The 19,918-nt window shown below is 70.8% G+C and carries 19 protein-coding genes; 11 read left to right on the forward strand and 8 right to left on the reverse strand.

Going from position 1 to position 19,918, the window contains the following annotated elements; all coding sequences use genetic code 11:
• The first annotated feature begins 31 nt into the window (after positions 1-31).
• The 3 genes from AB0395_RS30450 to pth all read left to right on the forward strand — a co-directional run bounded on the left by AB0395_RS30450 (position 32) and on the right by pth (position 2,552).
• Positions 32-1,012 carry a ribose-phosphate diphosphokinase gene (locus AB0395_RS30450; protein WP_366287002.1) on the forward strand — a complete coding sequence of 327 codons (981 nt, stop codon included), beginning with the start codon at positions 32-34 and terminating at the stop codon, positions 1,010-1,012.
• Between the two features lie 238 nt (positions 1,013-1,250).
• Positions 1,251-1,862 carry a 50S ribosomal protein L25/general stress protein Ctc gene (locus AB0395_RS30455; RefSeq protein WP_366287004.1) on the forward strand — a complete coding sequence of 204 codons (612 nt, stop codon included), beginning with the start codon at positions 1,251-1,253 and terminating at the stop codon, positions 1,860-1,862.
• An 84-nt stretch (positions 1,863-1,946) separates the two neighbouring features.
• Positions 1,947-2,552, forward strand: coding sequence for an aminoacyl-tRNA hydrolase (gene pth / locus AB0395_RS30460; protein ID WP_366287006.1), 606 nt, complete (start codon positions 1,947-1,949; stop codon positions 2,550-2,552).
• A gap of 10 nt (positions 2,553-2,562) precedes the next feature.
• Here pth and AB0395_RS30465 read toward each other — a convergent pair whose 3' ends face one another.
• Positions 2,563-3,105: an exonuclease gene (locus AB0395_RS30465; RefSeq protein ID WP_366287008.1), complete on the reverse strand. Its 543-nt coding sequence runs from the start codon at positions 3,103-3,105 to the stop codon at positions 2,563-2,565.
• Positions 3,106-3,180: 75 nt separating this feature from the next.
• Between AB0395_RS30465 and AB0395_RS30470 the strand changes: the two genes are divergently transcribed.
• From AB0395_RS30470 to AB0395_RS30500, 7 genes are all read left to right on the forward strand, one after another.
• On the forward strand, positions 3,181-4,647 hold the full coding sequence (locus tag AB0395_RS30470; RefSeq protein ID WP_366287010.1) for a sugar transferase: 1,467 nt from the start codon (positions 3,181-3,183) through the stop codon (positions 4,645-4,647).
• On the forward strand, positions 4,647-5,414 hold the full coding sequence (locus tag AB0395_RS30475) for a 3'(2'),5'-bisphosphate nucleotidase CysQ (RefSeq protein WP_366287012.1): 768 nt from the start codon (positions 4,647-4,649) through the stop codon (positions 5,412-5,414). The genes AB0395_RS30470 and AB0395_RS30475 overlap by 1 nt, the downstream gene beginning before the upstream one ends.
• 19 nt (positions 5,415-5,433) lie before the next feature.
• Complete coding sequence (cysD, locus tag AB0395_RS30480) at positions 5,434-6,348, forward strand: sulfate adenylyltransferase subunit CysD (protein ID WP_366287014.1); 915 nt, start codon at positions 5,434-5,436, stop codon at positions 6,346-6,348.
• 217 nt (positions 6,349-6,565) lie between these two features.
• Positions 6,566-7,828, forward strand: a complete 1,263-nt coding sequence (gene cysN / locus AB0395_RS30485; RefSeq protein ID WP_366287016.1) for a sulfate adenylyltransferase subunit CysN — start codon at positions 6,566-6,568, stop codon at positions 7,826-7,828.
• A 301-nt stretch (positions 7,829-8,129) separates the two neighbouring features.
• On the forward strand, positions 8,130-9,089 hold the full coding sequence (locus AB0395_RS30490) for a sulfotransferase (RefSeq protein ID WP_366287018.1): 960 nt from the start codon (positions 8,130-8,132) through the stop codon (positions 9,087-9,089).
• Positions 9,086-10,027, forward strand: coding sequence for a glycosyltransferase (locus tag AB0395_RS30495; RefSeq protein ID WP_366287020.1), 942 nt, complete (start codon positions 9,086-9,088; stop codon positions 10,025-10,027). The genes AB0395_RS30490 and AB0395_RS30495 overlap by 4 nt, the downstream gene beginning before the upstream one ends.
• Positions 10,027-10,866: a WecB/TagA/CpsF family glycosyltransferase gene (locus AB0395_RS30500; RefSeq protein WP_366287022.1), complete on the forward strand. Its 840-nt coding sequence runs from the start codon at positions 10,027-10,029 to the stop codon at positions 10,864-10,866. The genes AB0395_RS30495 and AB0395_RS30500 overlap by 1 nt, the downstream gene beginning before the upstream one ends.
• Here AB0395_RS30500 and AB0395_RS30505 read toward each other — a convergent pair.
• The 6 genes from AB0395_RS30505 to AB0395_RS30530 are packed head-to-tail and all read right to left on the reverse strand — an operon-like array spanning position 10,832 to position 17,453.
• Entirely contained in the window at positions 10,832-11,809 is a 978-nt protein-coding gene (locus AB0395_RS30505) for a sulfotransferase (protein ID WP_366287024.1), read from the reverse strand. The genes AB0395_RS30500 and AB0395_RS30505 overlap by 35 nt on opposite strands.
• Positions 11,806-13,110 carry a polysaccharide biosynthesis C-terminal domain-containing protein gene (locus AB0395_RS30510; RefSeq protein WP_366287026.1) on the reverse strand — a complete coding sequence of 435 codons (1,305 nt, stop codon included), beginning with the start codon at positions 13,108-13,110 and terminating at the stop codon, positions 11,806-11,808. The genes AB0395_RS30505 and AB0395_RS30510 overlap by 4 nt, the downstream gene beginning before the upstream one ends.
• Complete coding sequence (locus AB0395_RS30515) at positions 13,098-13,946, reverse strand: sulfotransferase (RefSeq protein ID WP_366287058.1); 849 nt, start codon at positions 13,944-13,946, stop codon at positions 13,098-13,100. Before AB0395_RS30515 ends, AB0395_RS30510 begins: the two co-directional genes overlap by 13 nt.
• Before the next feature lie 5 nt (positions 13,947-13,951).
• Positions 13,952-14,881 carry a hypothetical protein gene (locus tag AB0395_RS30520; RefSeq protein WP_366287028.1) on the reverse strand — a complete coding sequence of 310 codons (930 nt, stop codon included), beginning with the start codon at positions 14,879-14,881 and terminating at the stop codon, positions 13,952-13,954.
• Positions 14,878-16,170 (reverse strand): hypothetical protein, encoded by a 1,293-nt coding sequence (locus AB0395_RS30525; RefSeq protein ID WP_366287030.1) that lies wholly within the window; start codon positions 16,168-16,170, stop codon positions 14,878-14,880. The genes AB0395_RS30520 and AB0395_RS30525 overlap by 4 nt, the downstream gene beginning before the upstream one ends.
• Complete coding sequence (locus tag AB0395_RS30530; protein ID WP_366287032.1) at positions 16,167-17,453, reverse strand: Wzz/FepE/Etk N-terminal domain-containing protein; 1,287 nt, start codon at positions 17,451-17,453, stop codon at positions 16,167-16,169. Before AB0395_RS30530 ends, AB0395_RS30525 begins: the two co-directional genes overlap by 4 nt.
• Positions 17,454-17,754: 301 nt before the next feature.
• Between AB0395_RS30530 and AB0395_RS30535 the strand changes: the two genes are divergently transcribed.
• A complete protein-coding gene (locus tag AB0395_RS30535; protein ID WP_366287034.1) occupies positions 17,755-18,948 on the forward strand; it encodes a hypothetical protein in 1,194 nt (397 codons plus the stop codon).
• Here AB0395_RS30535 and AB0395_RS30540 read toward each other — a convergent pair.
• Positions 18,832-19,791: a sulfite exporter TauE/SafE family protein gene (locus AB0395_RS30540; protein WP_366287036.1), complete on the reverse strand. Its 960-nt coding sequence runs from the start codon at positions 19,789-19,791 to the stop codon at positions 18,832-18,834. The two genes, AB0395_RS30535 and AB0395_RS30540, sit on opposite strands and share 117 nt — an antisense overlap.
• Positions 19,792-19,918 lie beyond the last annotated feature (127 nt).

A 19,918-nucleotide genomic window follows, 5' to 3' on the forward strand; every position in this document is an offset into this window, starting at 1 on the left:
CAACGACGGGCCGTCGCAGCGGGAGGACGGCATGAGCAGCGGTATCAAGCAGACCGGCCAGAAGAACCTGATGTTCTTCTCCGGGCGTGCGTACCCGGAGCTGGCCGAGGAGGTGGCCAGTCACCTCGGTGTCGAGACGACACCGACCGCGTTGCGCGACTTCGCCAACGGTGAGATCTACGCCCGCTACCTGGAGTCGGTCCGGGGATGCGACGCGTTCGTGATCCAGAGTCACACCGGTCCCATCAACAAGTGGATCATGGAGCAGTTGATCATGGTGGACGCGCTCAAGCGTGCCTCCGCCAAGCGGATCACCGTGATAATGCCGTTCTTCGGGTACGCCCGTCAGGACAAGAAGGGCAGGGGCCGCGAGCCCATCACCGCCCGCCTGATGGCCGACCTGTTCAAGACCGCGGGAGCCGACCGGCTGATGTCGATCGACCTGCACACCTCCCAGATCCAGGGCTTCTTCGACGGCCCGGTGGACCACCTGTTCGCCATGCCCGTCCTGGTCAACTACCTCAAGGACAAGCTCGACCTGGAGACGACCACCATCGTCTCGCCCGACACGGGCCGGGTACGCCTGTCCGAGCGGTGGGCCGACACGCTGGGCACCCCGATGGCCTTCATCCACAAGCGCCGCGACCTCGACGTAGCCAACCAGGTGAAGGTGAACGAGGTCGTCGGCAAGGTGCGGGGCCGTACCTGCGTGCTGATCGACGACATGATCGACACCGCGGGCACGATCTGCAAGGCGGCCGACGCGCTCTATGAGCAGGGCGCGACCAACGTGCTCGTCGCCGCGACGCACGCGGTGTTCTCCGACCCCGCGGTCGACCGGCTGAAGAACTCCAAGATCTCCGAAGTGATCGTCACCAACACGCTGCCGCTCGCGGAGGACAAGAGGTTCGACAAGCTCACCGTGCTGTCGATCGCTCCGCTGATCGCCCGCGCGATCACCGAGGTGTTCAGCGACGGCTCGGTGACCAGCCTCTTCGAGGGCGACAGCTGATCCGAGGCCCGCACGGCTTCGGGGCGACAGCTGATCCGAGGCCGCACGGCGACATCCGGCCCGGTGACCGTCACGGCTCACCGGGCCGCTCGCCGTACCGGCGCGGGCTCCTCGCCGCGCAGGGCCGCGCGGGTCGCCACGCGCGATAGGCTGTACAGGTTCTGTGCGCTCGTAACGCCTTCCGCTAGGGCGGGTGAGGGAGAGCGCCCCTTTTCATAAGATCCCTAGGAGATCCGCCGTGTCCGAAGTAGTCATCAACGCCGAGTCCCGCACCGACTTCGGCAAGGGTGCCGCCCGCAAGATCCGCCGCGAGCACAAGGTGCCCGTCGTCCTCTACGGTCACGGCACGGAGCCCCAGCACCTGTCCCTTCCGGGGCACGAGCTGCTGCTCGCGCTGCGTACGCCGAACGTCCTGATCCGCCTCCAGGGCGCGGTCACCGAGCTGGCGCTGCCCAAGGGCGTCCAGCGTGACCCGCTCAAGGGCTTCCTCGAGCACGTCGACCTCCTGCTGGTCAAGCGTGGCGAGAAGGTCACCGTCGACATCCCCGTCACCGTGACCGGTGAGGTCGCGGACGGCATCCTCGACCAGCAGCTCGTCTCCGTCTCGGTCGAGGCCGAGGCCACGCACATCCCGACGGGCGTCGAGGTGGACATCGAGGGCCTGGAGGTCGGTGCCCAGATCACCGCGGGCGACCTGAAGCTGCCCAAGGGCACGACCCTGGTCGCCGACCCCGAGACGCTGGTCCTCCACGTCACCGCCGCCCCGACCGCCGAGCCGGAGGCTGCCGAGGGCGAGCAGGCCGCCGAGGGCGAGGCCGCCCCGGCCGAGTCCGCAGAGGCCGCCGAGTAGTTCTCTCTGCTACACCTTGTCAGGGCAGTCCGTCTCCGGGCTGCCCTGACGCGCGTGTGGGAGCCGAAACGCACACGAGAAGGGATGCCGACCGTGGACCGCTGGTTGGTCGTTGGCCTGGGGAATCCCGGTCCGGAGTACGCCGGGAACCGGCACAACGCGGGTTTCATGGTGCTCGACGAGCTCGCCGCGCGGGCCGGTGGCCGGTTCAAGGCGCACAGGTCGCGGGCCGAGGTGCTGGAGGGCCGCCTGGCCGGCGCCCCCGCCGTGCTGGCCAAGCCATTGTCCTTCATGAACCTCTCCGGCGGCCCGGTGAAGGCCCTGGCCGACTTCTACAAGGTGGACCCGGCGAGAGTGATCGTCGTCCACGACGAGCTGGACATCCCGTACGGCGCGCTCAGGGCCAAGCTCGGCGGCGGTGACAACGGCCACAACGGGCTGAAGTCGATCACCAAGTCCCTGGCGACGAAGGACTACCTGCGGGTGCGGTTCGGGATCGGCCGCCCGCCGGGCCGGATGGACGCCGCCTCCTTCGTGCTGCGCGACTTCGCGACCGCGGAGCGCAAGGACCTGCCGTTCCTGGTCGACAGGGCGGCGGACGTGGTCGAGTCGCTGATCCGGGCGGGCCTCGAGGCGACCCAGAACGCCTTCCACGCGGGCGACCTGAACATCTCCGGCCCCCCCAGATAGGGAACCCGCCTCAGCGCAACATGAGGTTTTGCAGGAGTTCCGCCTGCTCGATCGCGTCGTCGAGGGCGTTGTGGGTGTGCGGCCGTGAGGAGCGCAGGTGCTTGGGCATCTGCCGCTTGGTCGCCCAGCCGATGGGCACGCCCGCCTTGGCGGCGTAGAACGTCTTCATGTCCAGGCAGCGGGAGTGCCCGAACGGTGAGACCCCGGCGAAACGCATGAAGTACCAGTACATCCACATCCAGTCGTAGGAGAGCGGATAGGCGGCGAGCACCGGGGTGCTGGTGCCGCACACCTCGCTGATCCACCCGGTCGCGGCCTTCATCGCCTCGGCGGGGTCCGTGCCCTCGCGGATCAGCCTCTCCCGGTCGAGCCCGCTGACGGCGAGCGCCTCGGGGACGTGGTCGTCGCTGATGGGCCGCAACTCAGCGTAGAAGGTGTGCGTCTGCGGATCGACCGGCTCGAAGTCCCTGCCGGTCATCCTCCCCGCCACGGTCATGCCGAAGCTGGACATCGAGTAGGGGCCGGGAATCGGGCCATCGGCCTCAATGTCCACGGAGATATACGTTTCGGTTTTCAAACCTCGGGCCCCTGTTCTTCCCGCTAGCATTCGATCACTGTCCGTTGGTGAATGGTTACGCAGGGGGAGCGTGTGCGCGACGTGACCGTCGTCCAGGCGACGCCGAGGGCCGTGCAGACGATCCGTCCGAGTGTGCCGGGCTGGGTCCGTCGATACAGGGCGCGGGCCGTCGCCGCCGACATCGGTTCCGCCTCCTTCGCCGGGGCGCTCGCCCTGTTCGTTCGCTTCGGCGAGGTTACTCCCTACGTGACCCCCTACGTGGTGTTGAGCGCCGCGCTTCCCGTCGTGTGGGTCTGCGCGATCAGGGTCAACCGCGCCCACGAGCCCCGCCTGATCGGGCTCGGCGCCGAGGAGTTCCAGCGGATCCTCCAATGCGGGTTCACCCTCACCGCGGCCCTGGCCATCGGTGCCTACGTGACCAAGACCGACGTGGCCAGGGGCTATGTTGTGCTGGCCCTCCCGCTGACGACGCTGGTCACCCTCCTCGCGAGGTACGGCCTGCGACGCTCCCTGCACCGCAGGCGGGCTCGGGGCGCCTGCATGCGCAGGGTCGTGGCGGTCGGCCATCGTGCCGCGGTCGCCGACCTGGTCCGCCGGTTCCGCAGGGAGCGTTACCACGGCATGGAGGTCGTCGGCGTCTGCATGCCGTACGACGGTATGGGCGACGTGGAGGGCGTCCCCATTCTGGGGGGCATGTCCGACGTCCCACTCGTGATCGCCCAGGTCTCCGCCGACACCGTCGCGGTGCTCGCCTGCCCCGAGATGGACGGCGTCGCGCTGCGGCGCCTCGCCTGGCGTCTCGAGCGGACCGAGACCGACCTGGTCGTCGCCCCGGCCCTGATGGAGGTGGCCGGGCCCCGGATCACGATCCGCCCCGCCGCCGGGCTTCCGCTGCTGCATGTCGACCATCCCGAGCTCACGGGGCCGCGCCAGCTGGCCAAGAACCTCTTCGACCGGGTCTGCGCCGGTCTGCTGCTCGTCGCGCTGCTGCCGCTGTTCGTCGTGCTGCTGACGGCCGTGCGCGCTTCGAGTCCGGGCCCCGCGTTCTTCCGTCAGCGGCGGGTCGGCAGGGACGGCGCCGAGTTCACGATCTACAAGTTCCGGACGATGACCATGGACGCCGAGCGGCGGCGGATCGACCTGGCGGGCGACGGGCAAAGCGTGCTATTCAAGATCCGGAACGATCCGCGCGTCACCCCGCTGGGCGCCAGGCTGCGCCGCCACTCGCTGGACGAGCTGCCGCAGCTGATCAATGTGGTGCTCGGCCAGATGTCGCTGGTCGGTCCAAGGCCGCCGCTGCCGGAGGAGGTCGCCCGCTACGGAGACGACGTCCGGCGCAGGCTGCTGGTGAAGCCGGGAATGACCGGCCTTTGGCAAGTGAGTGGGCGGTCTGACCTCTCTTGGGAGGAATCTGTACGGTTGGACCTGCGTTATGTGGAGAACTGGTCCCTCACCCTGGACCTGCAGATCCTGTGGAAGACCTGGTCGGCTGTCGCGCGAGGGGCTGGAGCATACTGATGACGATTCGCGACGACCACGTTCTCGCTGCGGATTTGGCGACGGAGGCGGGCGAGAGACTGCTCGCCCTGCGCGAGAAGACGGGGTTCGCCGACCCGTCGGCGCTCCGTGCCGAAGGCGATTCCGCCTCCCACCTGTTCCTGATGGAGGCCCTGACGGCCTCGCGTTCAGGTGACAGTGTGCTGTCCGAAGAGGCGACCCAGGACGAGCGTCTCGACCCCCGTCGCCTGACGGCGGAGCGCGTCTGGATCGTCGACCCGCTCGACGGCACCCGCGAGTTCGCCGAGGAGGGGCGGGACGACTGGGCGGTCCACGTGGCCCTCTGGGAGCGCGGCACGCTGACCGCGGGAGCGGTGGCGCTGCCCGCCCAGGGCAGGACGTTGTCGACCCTCGAACCACCCGCGCTGCCCGAGCTCAGAGCGGACGCCAGGCCGCGGATCGCGGTCAGCAGGACCAGGCCGCCGGAGTTCGTCGTCGAGCTGGCCCGTCTCGCCGGGGCGGACCTGGTGCCGATCGGCTCCGCGGGCGCCAAGATCTCCGCCGTCCTCACCGGGCAGGTCGAGGCGTACGTGCATGCGGGCGGACAGTACGAATGGGACTCCGCAGCCCCGGTCGCCGTCGCGCTCGCCAGCGGAGCCCATGCCAGCCGGATCGACGGCTCCGCCCTGACCTACAACCAGGGTGACCCATCGCTGCCGGATATCCTTGTTTCCCTACCGGGACTGGCGCCGATCTTGCTCGCCGGAATCCGGGATCTCCACCGATAATCCCCGCTAGGAGAGTCAGATGCTTCAGCGCGACTACACCACGTCGCAGCTCGATGTCCTCGAGGCAGAGGCCATTCACATCATGCGTGAGGTCGCGGCCGAGTTCGAGCGTCCCTGTCTGCTCTTCTCCGGTGGGAAAGACTCCATCGTCATGCTCCGCATCGCGGAGAAGGCGTTCTGGCCCGCGCCGATCCCGTTCCCGCTGATGCACGTCGACACCGGGCACAACTTCGCCGAGGTCATCGAGTTCCGCGACCGCAGGGCGGCGGAGCTCGGCGCGCGCCTCGTCGTGGCGAGCGTGCAGGACTCCATCGACGCGGGGCGCGTGGTCGAGGAGACCGGTCGCAGGGCCTCCCGCAACCGGCTGCAGACCACCACGCTGCTCGACGCGATCGAGGACAACGAGTACGACGCCGTGTTCGGCGGCGCCCGCCGAGACGAGGAGAAGGCCCGCGCCAAGGAGCGGGTCTTCTCCTTCCGCGACGACTTCGGCCAGTGGGACCCGAAGAACCAGCGCCCCGAGCTGTGGAACCTCTACAACTCGCGGATCCGCAAGGGCGAGCACATCCGGGTCTTCCCGCTGTCCAACTGGACCGAGCTCGACATCTGGGACTACATCCGGCGTGAGGACATCGAGATCCCGTCGATCTACTACGCTCACACGCGCAAGGTGTTCGAGCGTGACGGCATGCTGCTGGCCGACAGCGAGTTCATCACCCGCGACGACGACGAGCAGCTCGTCGAGATGACGGTCCGCTACCGCACGGTCGGCGACGTGACCTGCACGGGCGCCGTCCAGTCAACCGCCGTTACGGTCGAGGAGATCATCGACGAGATCGCCGTGACCCGGCTCACCGAGCGCGGCGCGACCCGCGCCGACGACCGGGCCTCGGAGGCGTCGATGGAGGACCGCAAGCGGGAGGGATACTTCTAGTGCGTGACGTCCTGTCGCACCGGCCCGCCCCCTCGCAGGAGGGGACACGCGTGATCCGGGGGGCGCTTCCCACGGGCCGCGCCCTGTCGCGCCGGCCGTTCCCGCCGGTTCCCACGTTCCCCGCGGCTTCGGCGCAGGAGCGCCCGCGTGTGCTCCGCGGCCCCCTCCCGGCACAGCCTTCCCGCGAAAGCCGTACGACCTCTGGAGAGCAGTTCTGATGGACATCCTTCGCTTTGCCACGGCGGGAAGCGTCGACGACGGAAAGTCGACCCTCATCGGGCGTCTGCTCTTCGACTCGAAGGCGATCTTCGAAGACCAGCTCGAGGCCGTCGAGCGCACCTCCCGGGACCGCGGCACCGAGTACACCGACCTGTCGCTGCTCACCGACGGCCTGCGGGCCGAGCGGGAGCAGGGCATCACCATCGACGTGGCCTACCGCTACTTCGCCACGCCCAAGCGCAAGTTCATCATCGCCGACACCCCCGGGCACATCCAGTACACCCGCAACATGGTCACCGGCGCCTCGACCGCCGACCTGGCGATCGTCCTGATCGACGCGCGCAAGGGCGTGCTCGAGCAGTCGCGGCGGCACGCGTTCCTGACCACACTGCTGCGGGTGCCGCACCTGGTGCTGGCGGTCAACAAGATGGACCTGGTCGACTACTCCCAGGAGCGGTTCGAGGAGATCCGCGAGGAGTTCACCGCGTTCGCCTCCAAGCTGAACGCCCCCGACCTGACGTTCATCCCGATCTCCGCGCTGCACGGCGACAACGTCGTGTCCCGCTCGGACAACATGCCCTGGTACAACGGCTCCTCGCTGCTGCACCACCTCGAGCACCTGCACATCGCCTCCGACCGCAACCTGGTCGACGTGCGTTTCCCCGTGCAGTACGTGATCAGGCCGCAGCGGGCGACCGACCACGCCTTCCACGACTACCGGGGCTACGCGGGCCAGGTCGCGGGCGGTGTGCTGAAGCCGGGTGACGAGGTCATGCACCTGCCCTCGGGGCTGACCACGCGCATCGCGTCGATCGACACCTTCGACGGCCCCGTCGAGGAGGCGTTCCCGCCGATGGCGGTGACCCTCCGCCTTGAGGACGACATCGACATCTCACGCGGTGACATGATCTGCCGTCCGAACAACCAGCCGCACGTCGCCCAGGAGTTGGAGGCGATGGTCTGCTGGATGACCGACGCGACCAAGCTGAGCCCGCGCACCAAGCTGACCATCAAGCAGACGACCCGTACGGCCCGCGCGCTGGTCCGCGACCTGCACTACCGGCTCGACGTCAACACCCTGCACCGCGACGAGTCGGCCCAGGCGCTCAGCCTGAACGAGATCGGGCGCGTCTCGCTGCGCGTCACCCAGCCCCTGTTCGTCGACGACTACGCGAGGAACCGCCTCACCGGCGGCTTCATCCTCGTGGACGAGGCGACCAACAACACCGTCGGCGCCGGGATGATCGTCGAGGCCCGTTAGGAGCCTTCCCGGGGGGCATCGGCGTCCCCCGGGTCGGCCATCTCGCTGACCCTGTTCGCCCGCCGACACCGGCTCGCCGCCGGACGAGCCTCACCCGGCCCCCTTCGCCGCCTGCCGTACGCGGGCGGGGAGGGGGCCGTCGTGTTGCGCGGCAGGAGGCCGCGACGGGCCCGCTTCGGGAGGGCGGGGCGGGGCCGGTACGGCGTTCGCAGGTAGATCCTTTGGTCGTTCCCCGACTCTCTGGTAACTCTCCGCGCTAGCCTCAGCACGTTCCGTATCCATCGGGTGAGGATTCGTGCCTGTGTCTGATAGTCCGTCCCCCGCCAGGGTTGTCTTCCTGGGAGGTCTCGGCCGTAGCGGCACCACGCTGCTCGAACGGCTTCTCGGCGAGGTCCCCGGCATCGCGCCGCTTGGCGAGGTCGCCCACCTCTGGGCCAGGGGCGTGCTCGCGGACGAGGACTGCGGGTGCGACGAGCCGTTCGGCACGTGCCCGTTCTGGCACAAGGTCGGTGAGCGCGCGTTCGGCGGCTGGTCGGAGGGACTCGCCAAGCGGGTCCTCGCACTCGGGCGGCGAGTCGACCGCACCCGGCGCATCCCCACCCTCGCGCAGCTCCTGGCCGACGGCAGGACCGGCACCCCGGTGTGGCCCTCGCCGAGAACCGCAGAACTGGGTGAGTACGTCGCCGCCCACCGTCGTCTGTACGACGCGGCGGCCGAGGTCGCCGACTGCCCGGTCGTGGTCGACTCGAGCAAGCATGCCTCCCTGGCCTTCTGCCTCGCCGCGGCCGGAGTCGACGTGCACGTCGTGCACGTCGTGCGCGACCCCCGAGCGGTCGCGTACTCCTGGCACAGGCGGGTCACGCGCCCCGAGGATGGGTCCCCGATGACCCGCTGGTCACCGGCCCGCACCTCGCTGCACTGGCTGGCCCAGAACCTCGGCATGGAGCTCCTGGCCCGCAGCGGCGTCCCCGTTACCAGGGTCCGCTACGAGGATCTCCTTGAGGCCCCCGCCGACACCCTCAGGCATCTGGTGGCCAGGATCGGCGTGCGTCCCCGCCTCGACTTCCTGGCCGACGGCGAGGCCAAGCTCTCCCGGGCTCACACAGCCTCGGGTAACCCCGTGCGCTTCACGGTCGGCCGGATCGGGCTGGTCCCCGACGACGCGTGGCGCACCGCGGTCCCGGCCGGGCACCGGCGCCTGGTCACCACGCTGACCTGGCCACTAATGATCAAGTACGGCTATCGCGGGAGGCTCGCGTGAGTCCATCGGTGGGTGTGGTCATCCCCACGAGAGGGCGTCGGCCAGAACACCTACGCGCCGCGACGCGCGCCGCGCTCGACCAGGACCACCCCGGCGCGGTCGAGGTCATCGTCGTCGCGGACGGCGCGGACACGGCCCTGGTCACCGACCAGGTCGCCGACCTCATCGCCGGCCTGCCCAGGACTGCAGGGGAGGCGCAGGCGCTTGCGCGCGGGGTCCGGGTGGTGGCCAACCGGCTCAGCCCCGGCCTGCCTGGAGCACGCAACACGGGCATCGCGGCGCTCGGCACCGAGCTGGTCGCCTTCTGCGACGACGACGACCAGTGGTCGCCCGGCAAGCTCGGCGCCCAGGTCGCCGCGTTGCGTGCGGAGCCCGGCGCGGAGTTCGCCAGCTGCGCCATCGAGGTCGAGTACGGCTCCCGCCGCCTCCCACGCCTCGCGGGGACCTCCTCGATCACCCGGGCCGACCTGCTGCGCTCGCGCATGGTGATGGTGCACTCCTCGACATTCCTGTTCAGGCGCGGCGCGTTCTGGGTAGACGAGAGCGCGCCGAACGGCCAGAACGAGGACTGGGACCTGGCACTGCGCGCGGCCGCTCGTCGTCCCATCGTGCACGTCGACCGCCCGCTGGTGCGCGTCCGCTGGGGCGGCTCGCTCTACGCGACCCGGTGGGCCGACCGGATCGCCGGGCTGGAATGGATGCTCGCCCGGCACCCCGATCTGGCCGTGGATCCGCGCGGCGCGGCGCGGGTCTACGGTCAGCTCGCCTTCCACCACGCGGCCCTTGGCCGGAGGGGGGAGGCGGGGCGCTGGGCGTGGCGGGCGTTCGCCGCACGGCGTGGCGAACCCCGCGCGCCCATCGCGCTCGCCGTCGCGGCGGGCCTGGTCTCGGCCCAGACGGTGCTCAGCACCCTGCACCATCGCGGACACGGCATCTGATGGCGACCAGAACGGCCGGGCAGACCCCCGGCGTCGCACCGGGGGCACCGCGCCCCGACAAGGCGACCCGCAGAAGGCTACGCCGCAGGGTTCGGGTCGCCGGTCTCGCCATCGACCCGATGACCGAGGGCGAGGTGGTCGATCACGTGGTCGCCGCGCTGAAGCGCGGTGAGGGCGGCCATCTGGTCACGCCGAACGTGGACATCGGCTGGGCCGCCGCCCGCGATCCCGAGGCGCGCGAGCTCATCGAGAGCGCCGACCTCGTGGTCGCCGACGGCATGCCGCTGGTGTGGGCGGCGAAACTGCTCGGCACACCGGTGCCAGGCAGAGTGACCGGCGCGGACCTCATCTGGTCCCTGTCGGAGGCCGCCGCCTTCTACCGTCACCCGGTCTACCTGCTGGGCGGCCCGCAGGGCGTGGCCAGGCAGGCGGCGAACCGGCTGATGGAGCGCCACCCCCGCCTGCTCGTCGCGGGCGCCGAAACCCCGCCGCACGGGTTCGAGACGACCCAGGAGGGCTACCCGGAGATCAGGGACGCCCTGCTGGCCGCCGCGCCCAAGCTGGTCTTCGTCGGGCTCGGCTTTCCCAAACAGGATCGGCTCATCGCGAGGCTCCGCGAGGACCTGCCCGGCACCTGGTTCGTCGGCTGCGGCGCGGCGATCGCGTTCGCGGCGGGCACGGTGCGCAGGGCGCCGCGGTGGATGCGGCAGGCCGGGCTCGAGTGGCTCTTCAGGCTGCTCAACGAGCCGGGCAGGCTGGCCCGCCGCTACCTGCTGCACGACCTGCCGTTCGCGCTCAGGCTGCTCACGGTCTGCCTGTTCCGCCGCCTGTTCTCCTGAGCGTCTCCCGCGGCCGTGCCCGGGGATCCTGCCCGAGGGAGGCCAGCTCCAGGACACGGCGGGTCTCCTCTGGGCTCAGCCGATTCGCCGCGGAGGCCAGGGCTCCACGGGAGTCCATGGGGCGGTAGGCCGTACGGGACAGGCCGCTCCAGGTGAAGCCGCCCGCGCCGGTCGCGGGCGCCGTGCAAGCACTGGAGACCCGCCTTTGCGCGCGAGCCGACCAGGTCAGCCCCAGCCTGCCGTACAGGCGGCGGAATCCCTCCCCGGGGTCGGCGGCCAGATCCTCGTAGCGGGCGAGCAGGATCCCGGGGTGCCTGGCCGCCAGGTCGGCGGCGACGGCCCTCGCCGCCCGCCACAGCGCGACGGCCTTGACGAGGCGGTCCTGGCAGCCGACGAGCGCGCGCAGCGACTCCAGGTGCGGGTGGTCCCTGACGAGCAGCGGCTGTTCGAGCAGCTCGTGGAAGTAGACGGTCCAGCCGAGCCGCTGCCAGCTTCCCACGAACGACACCGGGTCACGCAGCAGGATGACCACCACGCAGCCGAGGCGCTCGGCGAACCATCCGGCGGAGAACAACGCGAACGGATCGTCCAGCAGCGCCCGCCGTCCCGCCAGCCGCCCGAGCGTGAACGCCGTGCCGTATCTGGCCATCCTCGCCAGATCGTACGGCGAGCGGTTGCGCCGCAGCTCGGCCAGGAACCGGTAGCGCAGCGCGACGGTGTCGGCGAAGGCGGGCAGCCAGGTCTCCTCGTTGTCCGGGCAGATGTACTGGAAGCGGTGGGTGACCTGGGCGTTCAGCACCCCGGGACACCGGCCGGGCGGATGCTGGGGGTTCAGCGGCTCGTTGACGTAGACCAGCTCGCCGCCCGCGGTCAGCATCTTGCCCGTCCAGCTCGTGCCGCTCCTCGGCAGCCCGGTCACCAGCACGGGAGTCCGGCCCGTCACGGGCCCCGCCAGGGTCTCAGGGCTGTCAGGCTGTGGACGCCGAAGGGGCGCAGGCCGTAGCGGCGGTGGATCTGCCACAGTGGCAGCAGGTTCTTGACCAGCGTGCCCCCGGCCCAGCAGAGGGCGGCGCCGGACGCGCCGTACGAGGGGACCAGAAACGCGCCCAGCGCCACGGTCGCCGCGACGGCGGCGACCAGGTTGAACAGACTGGAGCGGGTGTGCCCCGCGGCGGTCAGCACCACGTCGACCATGCCGCAGGCGCTCGCGAGCATCATCGTCGCGGCGAGGACCAGCGCCACCGGGGCTCCCGCGGCGTAGCCCTCGCCGAGGAGGCCCAGCAGCCACGGCGCGACGGCGGCGTATCCCAGCCAGAGCGGCCAGGTCAGCAGGACCAGCCACATGGTCGCCGACTGGTACAGCTCGCGGACGCGTCGCAGGTCGCCCCTGGCCAGCGCGTCGACCAGCCTCGGCTGCGCCGCCTGCGCCAGCCCCCGGCCGACGAGCTGGCCGACCACCTTGAAACGGGTGGCCGCGGTGTAGACGGCCGCCTCCGCGGGCCCGGCGAGCATCGCGACGACCACGATGTCGAGCCTCTGGAACACCGCCTGGATCGCGGCCGCGGCCGACCTGGGCCAGGTGTGCTGCCACAGCTCGCGCGCGGTGCCGGGAATGTACGGCGTGCGGGGCAGCCGTCCGCGCAGCCAGAGCGCGGCCAGCGCCAGCACCGGGACGTACGACAGCGCCCAGGCAGCCGCGAGGACCGGCACCGACTCCACACCGGCCAGCACCGGGACGGCGACCAGGACGAGCTGAGCGGTCGGCTGCAGCAGGCCGTCCAGCAGCAGGGTCGGCAGCATCGCGCCGAAGCCGCGTGTCGCGGCGACGACGACGTCCGCGCACACCACAGCGGGCAGCGCGACCCCGAGCACCCGGGATGCGGGGTCGGGGACGCAGACCAGGACGACGGTGCCCACGGCCAGGGAGAGCACGGCGACCGGCGCCAGTGCCGCGAGGACGTGGCCGCGGGCCCGCTCGTAGCCGGACGCCCCGGCTCCGGCGATGGCCTGGATCAGCCCGTTGCCCGCATCCAACCGGAGGATTCCCGCGACCATCAGGCAGAGCGCGGTCGCCGTGAAGAAGGCGCCCGCCGTCTGTCTGCCGGTGTCCCTGGTGACCAGCACGACCATCAGGAACTGCGCGCCCGCTCCGGCCCCGGCTCCCACGAGCCCCGCGAGCCCGTCCCTGGCCATCCCGTTCACACGAGGCAGTCGGGACAGACTCGCGGGGGTCAGCGTCGCCACGAGGGTTCCGTGCCGAGCCACCGGGCCAGCAGGGCGTCCGGCTCCTCGAAGTGGGCGGCCAGCTCGTGGCGGAGCGACTCCGGCATGGGATGGGGCCGGGGCTGGGCGTTGTGCCACTCGAACACCGGGTCTCCGATGTGCGGTAGCCCGAGGAACTCCAGCACGCGGTCGTAGACGATCTCGGGCTCGCCGAAGAAGCGCCCGCTGTCGACCACGAGCATCCGGTCCCTGCCGATCAGTGGTTCGAGACGGGCGAGCTGCTCGACGTAGCGGCCCCTGGCGAGGTAGGCGTGGTGGCGGTGCGCGTGGCTCGTCGAGTACGGCGCGGCACACAGGCCGTCGACCGCCCCGGCGAGCCGCTCCTCCTCGAGCTCGATCGCCCTGGCGAAGGAGTGCTCGGTCTCGAAGCCCCGGGCCAGCTCGTGGGCGTGCGCGGAGAAGGCGCGTTCGACCGGGTCCCGCACCAGGACGATCAGTTTCACGCCTGGCAGGTCCCAGGCGATCCGGGAACCGGCCAGCGGGTGGAACAGGTAGTAGGGCGAGGACTCGAAGGCCTGGGGGCGGCAGCCGTACCGGCGGGCCAGTCTGGAGACCCTCGCCCGCAGCGGGAAGTGCGCCCGGTACCACGACAGGCCCCGGTCGTAGGCCACGTCGAAGTAGTGCACCCCCTTGTGGAGCACGGGCTTGAGGATCAGCGGGTGCTGTGAGAGCGCGCGATAGAGCGAGGTGGTGCCCGAGCGCTGCGCCCCGGCGATCAGGAAGGAGGGCAGCACCCGCCCCCCGGCGGTGAGACGTCCCGTGGTCCGCGAAACGGCGTGCACGGAACGCTTCAGCATGGGCTTCACGACAAAAGCTCCTGGAAGTCGACGGCGGGGTTGAGCCAGTGCTCTGGCGGGCCGAGGGGGCTGTGGCCGTCGGCCGCGTGCCGGTCCGCCAGCGTGATCAGGTAGCGGATCGCGGTCAGTCTGGCCTCCGCGGCGGAAAGCCCGAACGGGGCCAGCGTCGCCAGGGCCTGCGCCAGGCAGGCCCTGGCCGCGGTGGCCGGATCCGCGCGCCGCAAGGCGCGCTGAAAGAAGTGGTGGACGGCGTCGAGACCGAGCGGGACCCCGGTGCCGAACCGCTCCCAGTCCCACACCAGCAGCCTGCCGTCCTGGGCGCACGCGATGTTCCAGGGGGAGAAGTCTCCGTGCCAGGCGAATCCCTCGCCGGGGCCGGGGAGGTGGCGGGAGAGCCTGCTGATCTCGCCGATCGCCTCGGTGAGGAGGCCGGCGGGGACGGGGTTTCCGCGTATGCCCCGCCGTACCGGGAGAGGCGTCAGCGCCAGCACGGACAGGCCGCGCCATGACCCGTGGTGGAGTACGGCGGGCGGGACGACGGTCTTCAAGGGCGCGTCGGCGAGCATGCCGAGCGTCCGTGCCTCGTGCGCGACGAGGTCGCGGACCGGGGCCGTGTCGCCGATCTTCACGAAGGCGGCAAGCCCGTCCCGCGCGTGGGCCTCGAGGATCGGCTTGCGGTTGGCCCGCCCGGCGGGGCGGACGTGCAGCACGACCCGGATCGGGGTACCGAGCACCTCGCTGAGGTAGGTCTCGATCGTGGCCTCTCCCGAGGGGACCATGACCCTCCTGCCCGGGTGCCACCACGCGCGGGGTGCCAGCCTGCGGGGGAGCACGGAGTGGGGGAGCAGGGTGTAGGGACGCCTGTCGCCGCCAGGAGGGAACAGTAGGTCGATCGTCTGGGCGAGGTAGCGCAGCCGGACGCGGGCGTCGTTCATGCGGTCCCGCTCGCCATCGAGTTCCTCCAGAGCAGCGCGAATGAGATCAGGTACAGGCTGAGCGGCGTGACCAGCCCGTCGTAGACGAACATGTAGAGCAGGGTCAGGATCATCACCAGGACCCCGGCCATGCCGATCGGGCTCCGGTCGCGCCAGTGGCGGCGGATCGCCCCGGCGAAGAACGCCACGTAGAGCGCGGCTCCGACGAACCCCTGGGTGATCATCAGATGCCAGAGCTGGCCATCGCTGCCCAGCGGGGGGTGGCCGCAGCCGTCGCACCAGTCGGTCCTGCCGGTGGTGATTGTGCGGTGGTTGCCCATCGCGTTCCTGGTGTTGCCGTAACCGATGATCGGCGAGGTGCGCGCCGCGGCGACGGTCGCGGAGACGGTGAAGGCGCGGATGTCGTTGCTGTGTGGGTTGTCCAGCCGCTGGACGACCATCCCACGCAGCGGGCTGAGGAGGAAGAGCAGCGTCCCGGCGGCGATTGCCGAGCAGGCCAGAACGCGGGTCCGGGGGCCCAGACGCAGCAGCAGGTAGGCGGACGCGACCCCGAGGCCGATCCACAGGCCTCTGTTCAGGGAGTAGACGACGGGGATGGCGCAGAGCGCGAGCACCGGGGCGACGGCCAGGCGTCTGCGCGGCCCGCCGTACGCCCACCAGCCGACCACGAACCAGACGAGCAGCACCGAGACGTTGCTGCCCCAGGCGTTGGCCCACTCGAACGGCGCCTCAGGGCGGGGGGAGGCGTGACCGAGGACCTTCTGCACCTGCGCCGAGGTCGGATGGATCAGGTTGTGCACGAAGGCGTTGCCGCTGATCCAGCGGGGCAGCAGCGACTCGACCGGTGAGGTGAAGTCGGCGTTCGGGGCGAAGACCCCCAGCAGGCCGCCCGCCACGGTCGTGAGGAACAGCGTGCCGAGCATGCGCACCAGCGCGAGCTGGGGAAGCTCCCGCTCGGTCAGGTTGCCCAGGTAGAGCACCATGACCAGCAGCGAGACGTAGAGGGACAGGCGCATCAGGTAGCCGAGCACTCGTCCAGCGCCGAAGTCGCCGTAGGTCTCCGGCGGCATCTCGCCGAGCATGAGCGCGCTGACCAGGTAGCCGGCCAGCAACATCAGCCAGAGGCCGAATCCCCGAGGAACCCTGATCGGCCGCCGTCGCCACAGGATCACCGCCATCGGCGGGGCCAGCACGATCACCGAGAGCCCGCCGAAGCCGAGCGCCCACCAGAGCGGGTAACCGACGAGCAGCGCGGCGATCGGCCACGCCGCCCGGTCCAGGCCTCTCACGGGGGGAAGACCCTCTCACCCACGGAGAACGCCCTGAACGGCACGGTGGGCGCGGAGGTGCCCACCACGTGGCCGCCCGTCTCCGCCGTGGTCGCCGGCCCGTTCGCGGCCCGTCCGCCTCTCCCCGTCGTGGGTACGGTCCGCCTGCCTGTCTCCGCGGCGGCCTCGGAGCCGCCCATGGCCCGCCTGTCCGTCTCGGAGACGGAGACGGGCCAGCCGCCTCCCGGTGTCCCGCCGTTTCGCCCGTCCGTGCTCCCCGTCCTGTCCTGGGGGGTGACGAAGGCGCCGACCACCGGGATGCCCTGCCGTCTCAGCCTGCGCACCGCCCGCGCCATCCCCCGTGAGGACGTCCCGGCCACGCTGACCAGCAGCACCGCGCCCTCCCTGCCCGCCAGGCTGCCGATCTCCGCGGGCTCCGCTCCGAGGACGGCCCCGCCGGGGCCGCTCCGGCCGGTCGCGAACCCGGCTCCCGAGCCCGTGCCGGAACCGCTCAGGCGGTCACGGAGCCAGGCGAGGCCGACTCCGGCGAGGAGCCCGGCCATCAGGCCGCTGCCCAGGTAGAGAGGCGGCCTGGGGGCGCTCGGTTCCGCGGGGGTGACGGCGTCGCTGATCACGGAGCCGGGGGTGACGGCGACGGTCCTCAGCGCGTCGTACTTCACCGTGAGGTTGTAGACCTGGCGGTTGAGCACGTTCTGCCGCTGTAGGGCCAGGGTCCGCTCCGCGGTGCCCTTGAGCAGGCCCGGCAGCGCGGCGACCACGGTCGCCAGGCTCGCGTTGACCTGCCTCAGCTTGGTCAGGAGCGTCTTGAGCTGGGCGTCCAGCGCCCGCGTCGCGGTCTCGCGCCGGTTGTCCAGGTAGGCCTGGGCGTACGCGCTCGCTCCCGCCGCCGCCGAGCGCGGATCGGCCGCGGTGTAGGAGATCTGCAGGACCGAGGTGTTCGGCGGCACGGAGACCTCGACCGGGCCCGGGGTGCTTTCGAGCGCGTGCGCCGCCCTCCTGGCGACGACCGCGGACCGGGCGATCTGGGCCTCGGTGTCGAGGTTGAGCGGTTCACGCTGCCGGTTGGTGACCTGGTTGGTCTGCTCCTGTGGGCCGGTCGGGGTCACCAGCACCTGGGCGGAGGCGGTGTAGACGGGCGGGGTCACGCGGAGCAGGGCGGCGCCCGCGGCGACCCCGGCGGTGAGGAGGAACAGGACGGTCGGCCACCTGCGGCGGAGAAGCGACGCGTAATCCGTCAGCTCTCCGCCGGGGCGGCGGACAGCGGCGTCCGGCGACGGGCTCATGCGTTGCGAGTCCTTTTCGGGTGGATTCGATATGGGGGAGTCGGCGATTCCGAACCCTAGGAACTATAAGTCCGCCTGTCGTTTTCCCGATCCGATACGCAAGATTTTCGCTGAAGTGATCGTGGCGGTCGGGAGGAAATAACCGCCATTTACCTTATATCTTCTCCGGGTTGCCGTTCGGGCCGGTGAAGCGGGTGACAGGGCATGTCGCCGTGATGAGAGGCTGGGGAAATCGCAAAGTCGAGAAGCCGACAAGCGGGGTATTTGTGAGGAAAAGGTGAATTGGGGAAATGTTGCTGCGGTGTTGATTTCCCGGAAGGCGATAATCATCGTTTCCGGGTTCTCGCTGATGCTCGGGGCGGGGGGGTGCGGTCAAGGTCGCGGCGTTTTCGGTGACCCCTCCGAGCGTGTCGTCGATCCCGCGGACCGCGCCGCGAACGGGCGCGGTGTGGCCGGGAGCACCGGGGACGGGCGTGCCGAGGCCGGGAGTACCGGGGACGGGCGTGCCGAGGCCGGGAGTACCGGGGACGGGCGCGCGGACGCGCCGGGCGCGGGCTCACCCGCCTGCGGGGTCACCGCCAAGCTCGTCCCCGCCTGCGGGGCCTGGTGGGGGGTCGCGCCCGAGGTCTTCACCGGCAGGCCCCCCCTGCGGGCGCTTGAGCGCGTCGAGCGGCGCATGGGCCGCCGTGCCGACATCGCGCACGTCTACCACCGCGGCGCGGAGCTGTTCCCGACCCCGCGGGAGCGGAGGATCGCGCGCGACCCGGAGGGGAGCAGGCTCCTGCTGGTCAATTGGAAGCCGTCCCTCGACCACACCTGGGCGGAGATCGCGGGGGGCGCGCTGGACCGGCGGATCGACCGGCTGGCCGCCCACATCGCGAGGAACTTCCCCGAGAGGTTCTTCCTCACCGTGCACCACGAGCCGGAGAACGACGTGCGGGAGAGTCCGGGCTCGGGGATGACCGCCGAAGACTACGCCGCGATGTTCCGGCACGTGGTGCTCCGCCTGCGACACGGGGGCGCGCGCAACGCGGTCACGGTCATGACCTACATGGGCGCGCCCAACTGGGCGGTCGCGCCCTGGTTCGAGCGGCTCTACCCCGGTGACGACGTGGTCGACTGGGTGGCGATGGACCCGTACGCCGACGACAGGGTCCAGACCTTCGGCGGGCTGGTCGACAAGACCCGCGAGGAGTTCGCCGGCTGGCCGGGGTGCTACCGCTGGATGCGGTCGCGCTTCCCGGGGAAACCCGTCATGGTCGCCGAGTGGGGCGTGTTCGAACGCCCCGGCGACCCTGGCTTCAAGGAGTCATTCTTCTCCACGGTGCGCCGGGAGATGCGCGACTACCCGCAGATCAAGGCGCTGGTCTACTTCGACTCACCGCGAGCCCCTCGGGGGGACACCCGCTTCGACACCACCCGTGGCGGCCTGAAGGCCTTCGCCGACCTCGCCCGCGATCCCTACCTGCGCCCCGCCACGGTTCCGCAGAAGTGACCACGCGACGCCTCCCGCGGCCACCGCCCCGCCGAGGGTCCACAGCATGGCCATGTTGCCGACCCCGAGAAGCTTCAGCGCGGAGGCCAGCAGCACCACCGCGAGCAGCGCGCGGATCACCCCGCCCGGCGCCCACGCCGAGATCCGCGCACCGATGTAGACGCCGGGGATCGAACCGACCAGCAGCGAGGTGGTGATGGAGAGCTGGAAGTCGCCGAACAGTAGGTGGCCGAGGGCGGCGGACGCGACCAGCGGCACGGCCTGGACCAGGTCGGTGCCGACGAGCTGGTTGGCCTTCAGCGCCGGGTACAGCGCGAGCAGCGCCACGATGATCAGCGATCCTGAGCCGACGGAGGAGATGCCGACGACCAAGCCCCCGATCATACCGACCAGTAAGGTGGGAATAGGTCGCACGACAATGGCCTCCAGGTCGGTGGAGACCGCCTCCGGGTGCTCGTTGCGCGCCATCCAGGCCTTCGCGACCAGCCCCGCGACCGCGAGCAGCAGGGCGACGCCCAGGGCGTACTTGACCGTCTCCTGGACCTGCTCGCCGTCCCCGAACAGCCTGGTGACGAAGACCCCGCAGAAGGCCGCGGGCACGGAGCCCGCGCACAGCCAGCCGACGAGGCGCAGGTTGACGGTGCCGCGCCGCATGTGGACGAACCCGCCGATCGGCTTCATGACGGCGGAGGCGACGAGGTCGCTGGAGACGGCCGCGAGCGGCGGCACGTTGAAGAACAGCAGCATCATCGGCGTCATCAGCGCGCCGCCGCCCATACCGGTCAGCCCGACGATGATCGCGACGAAGAAGGACCCGGCTGCGAGGGGGATGTCGATGGCCATCGGTCGTTCACCATTTCTCGGACACTGCGTGGACGGTGGTGGTGCCGGGTTCTCCGTACGGGGAACCCGGCCTGCCCTGTCGGGCTGCGGTCGCGCTGGACCGCCCGTTCTGCGGACCCGGCCTCTT

The organism is Streptosporangium sp. NPDC051023, assembly GCF_040689595.1.
GTDB lineage: Bacteria > Actinomycetota > Actinomycetes > Streptosporangiales > Streptosporangiaceae > Streptosporangium.

Bases quoted from the DNA above. Each gene is read 5' to 3' on its own strand.
- AB0395_RS30450 (WP_366287002.1), top strand. From the start codon at position 32: ATGAGCAGCGGTATCAAGCAGACCGGCCAGAAGAACCTGATGTTCTTC.
- pth (WP_366287006.1), top strand. From the start codon at position 1,947: ATGCCGACCGTGGACCGCTGGTTGGTCGTTGGCCTGGGGAATCCCGGT.
- AB0395_RS30470 (WP_366287010.1), top strand. From the start codon at position 3,181: ATGGTTACGCAGGGGGAGCGTGTGCGCGACGTGACCGTCGTCCAGGCG.
- AB0395_RS30475 (WP_366287012.1), top strand. From the start codon at position 4,647: ATGACGATTCGCGACGACCACGTTCTCGCTGCGGATTTGGCGACGGAG.
- cysD (WP_366287014.1), top strand. From the start codon at position 5,434: ATGCTTCAGCGCGACTACACCACGTCGCAGCTCGATGTCCTCGAGGCA.
- cysN (WP_366287016.1), top strand. From the start codon at position 6,566: ATGGACATCCTTCGCTTTGCCACGGCGGGAAGCGTCGACGACGGAAAG.
- AB0395_RS30500 (WP_366287022.1), top strand. From the start codon at position 10,027: ATGGCGACCAGAACGGCCGGGCAGACCCCCGGCGTCGCACCGGGGGCA.
- AB0395_RS30515 (WP_366287058.1), bottom strand. From the start codon at position 13,946: ATGCTGAAGCGTTCCGTGCACGCCGTTTCGCGGACCACGGGACGTCTC.
- AB0395_RS30520 (WP_366287028.1), bottom strand. From the start codon at position 14,881: ATGAACGACGCCCGCGTCCGGCTGCGCTACCTCGCCCAGACGATCGAC.
- AB0395_RS30530 (WP_366287032.1), bottom strand. From the start codon at position 17,453: ATGAGCCCGTCGCCGGACGCCGCTGTCCGCCGCCCCGGCGGAGAGCTG.
- AB0395_RS30540 (WP_366287036.1), bottom strand. From the start codon at position 19,791: ATGGCCATCGACATCCCCCTCGCAGCCGGGTCCTTCTTCGTCGCGATC.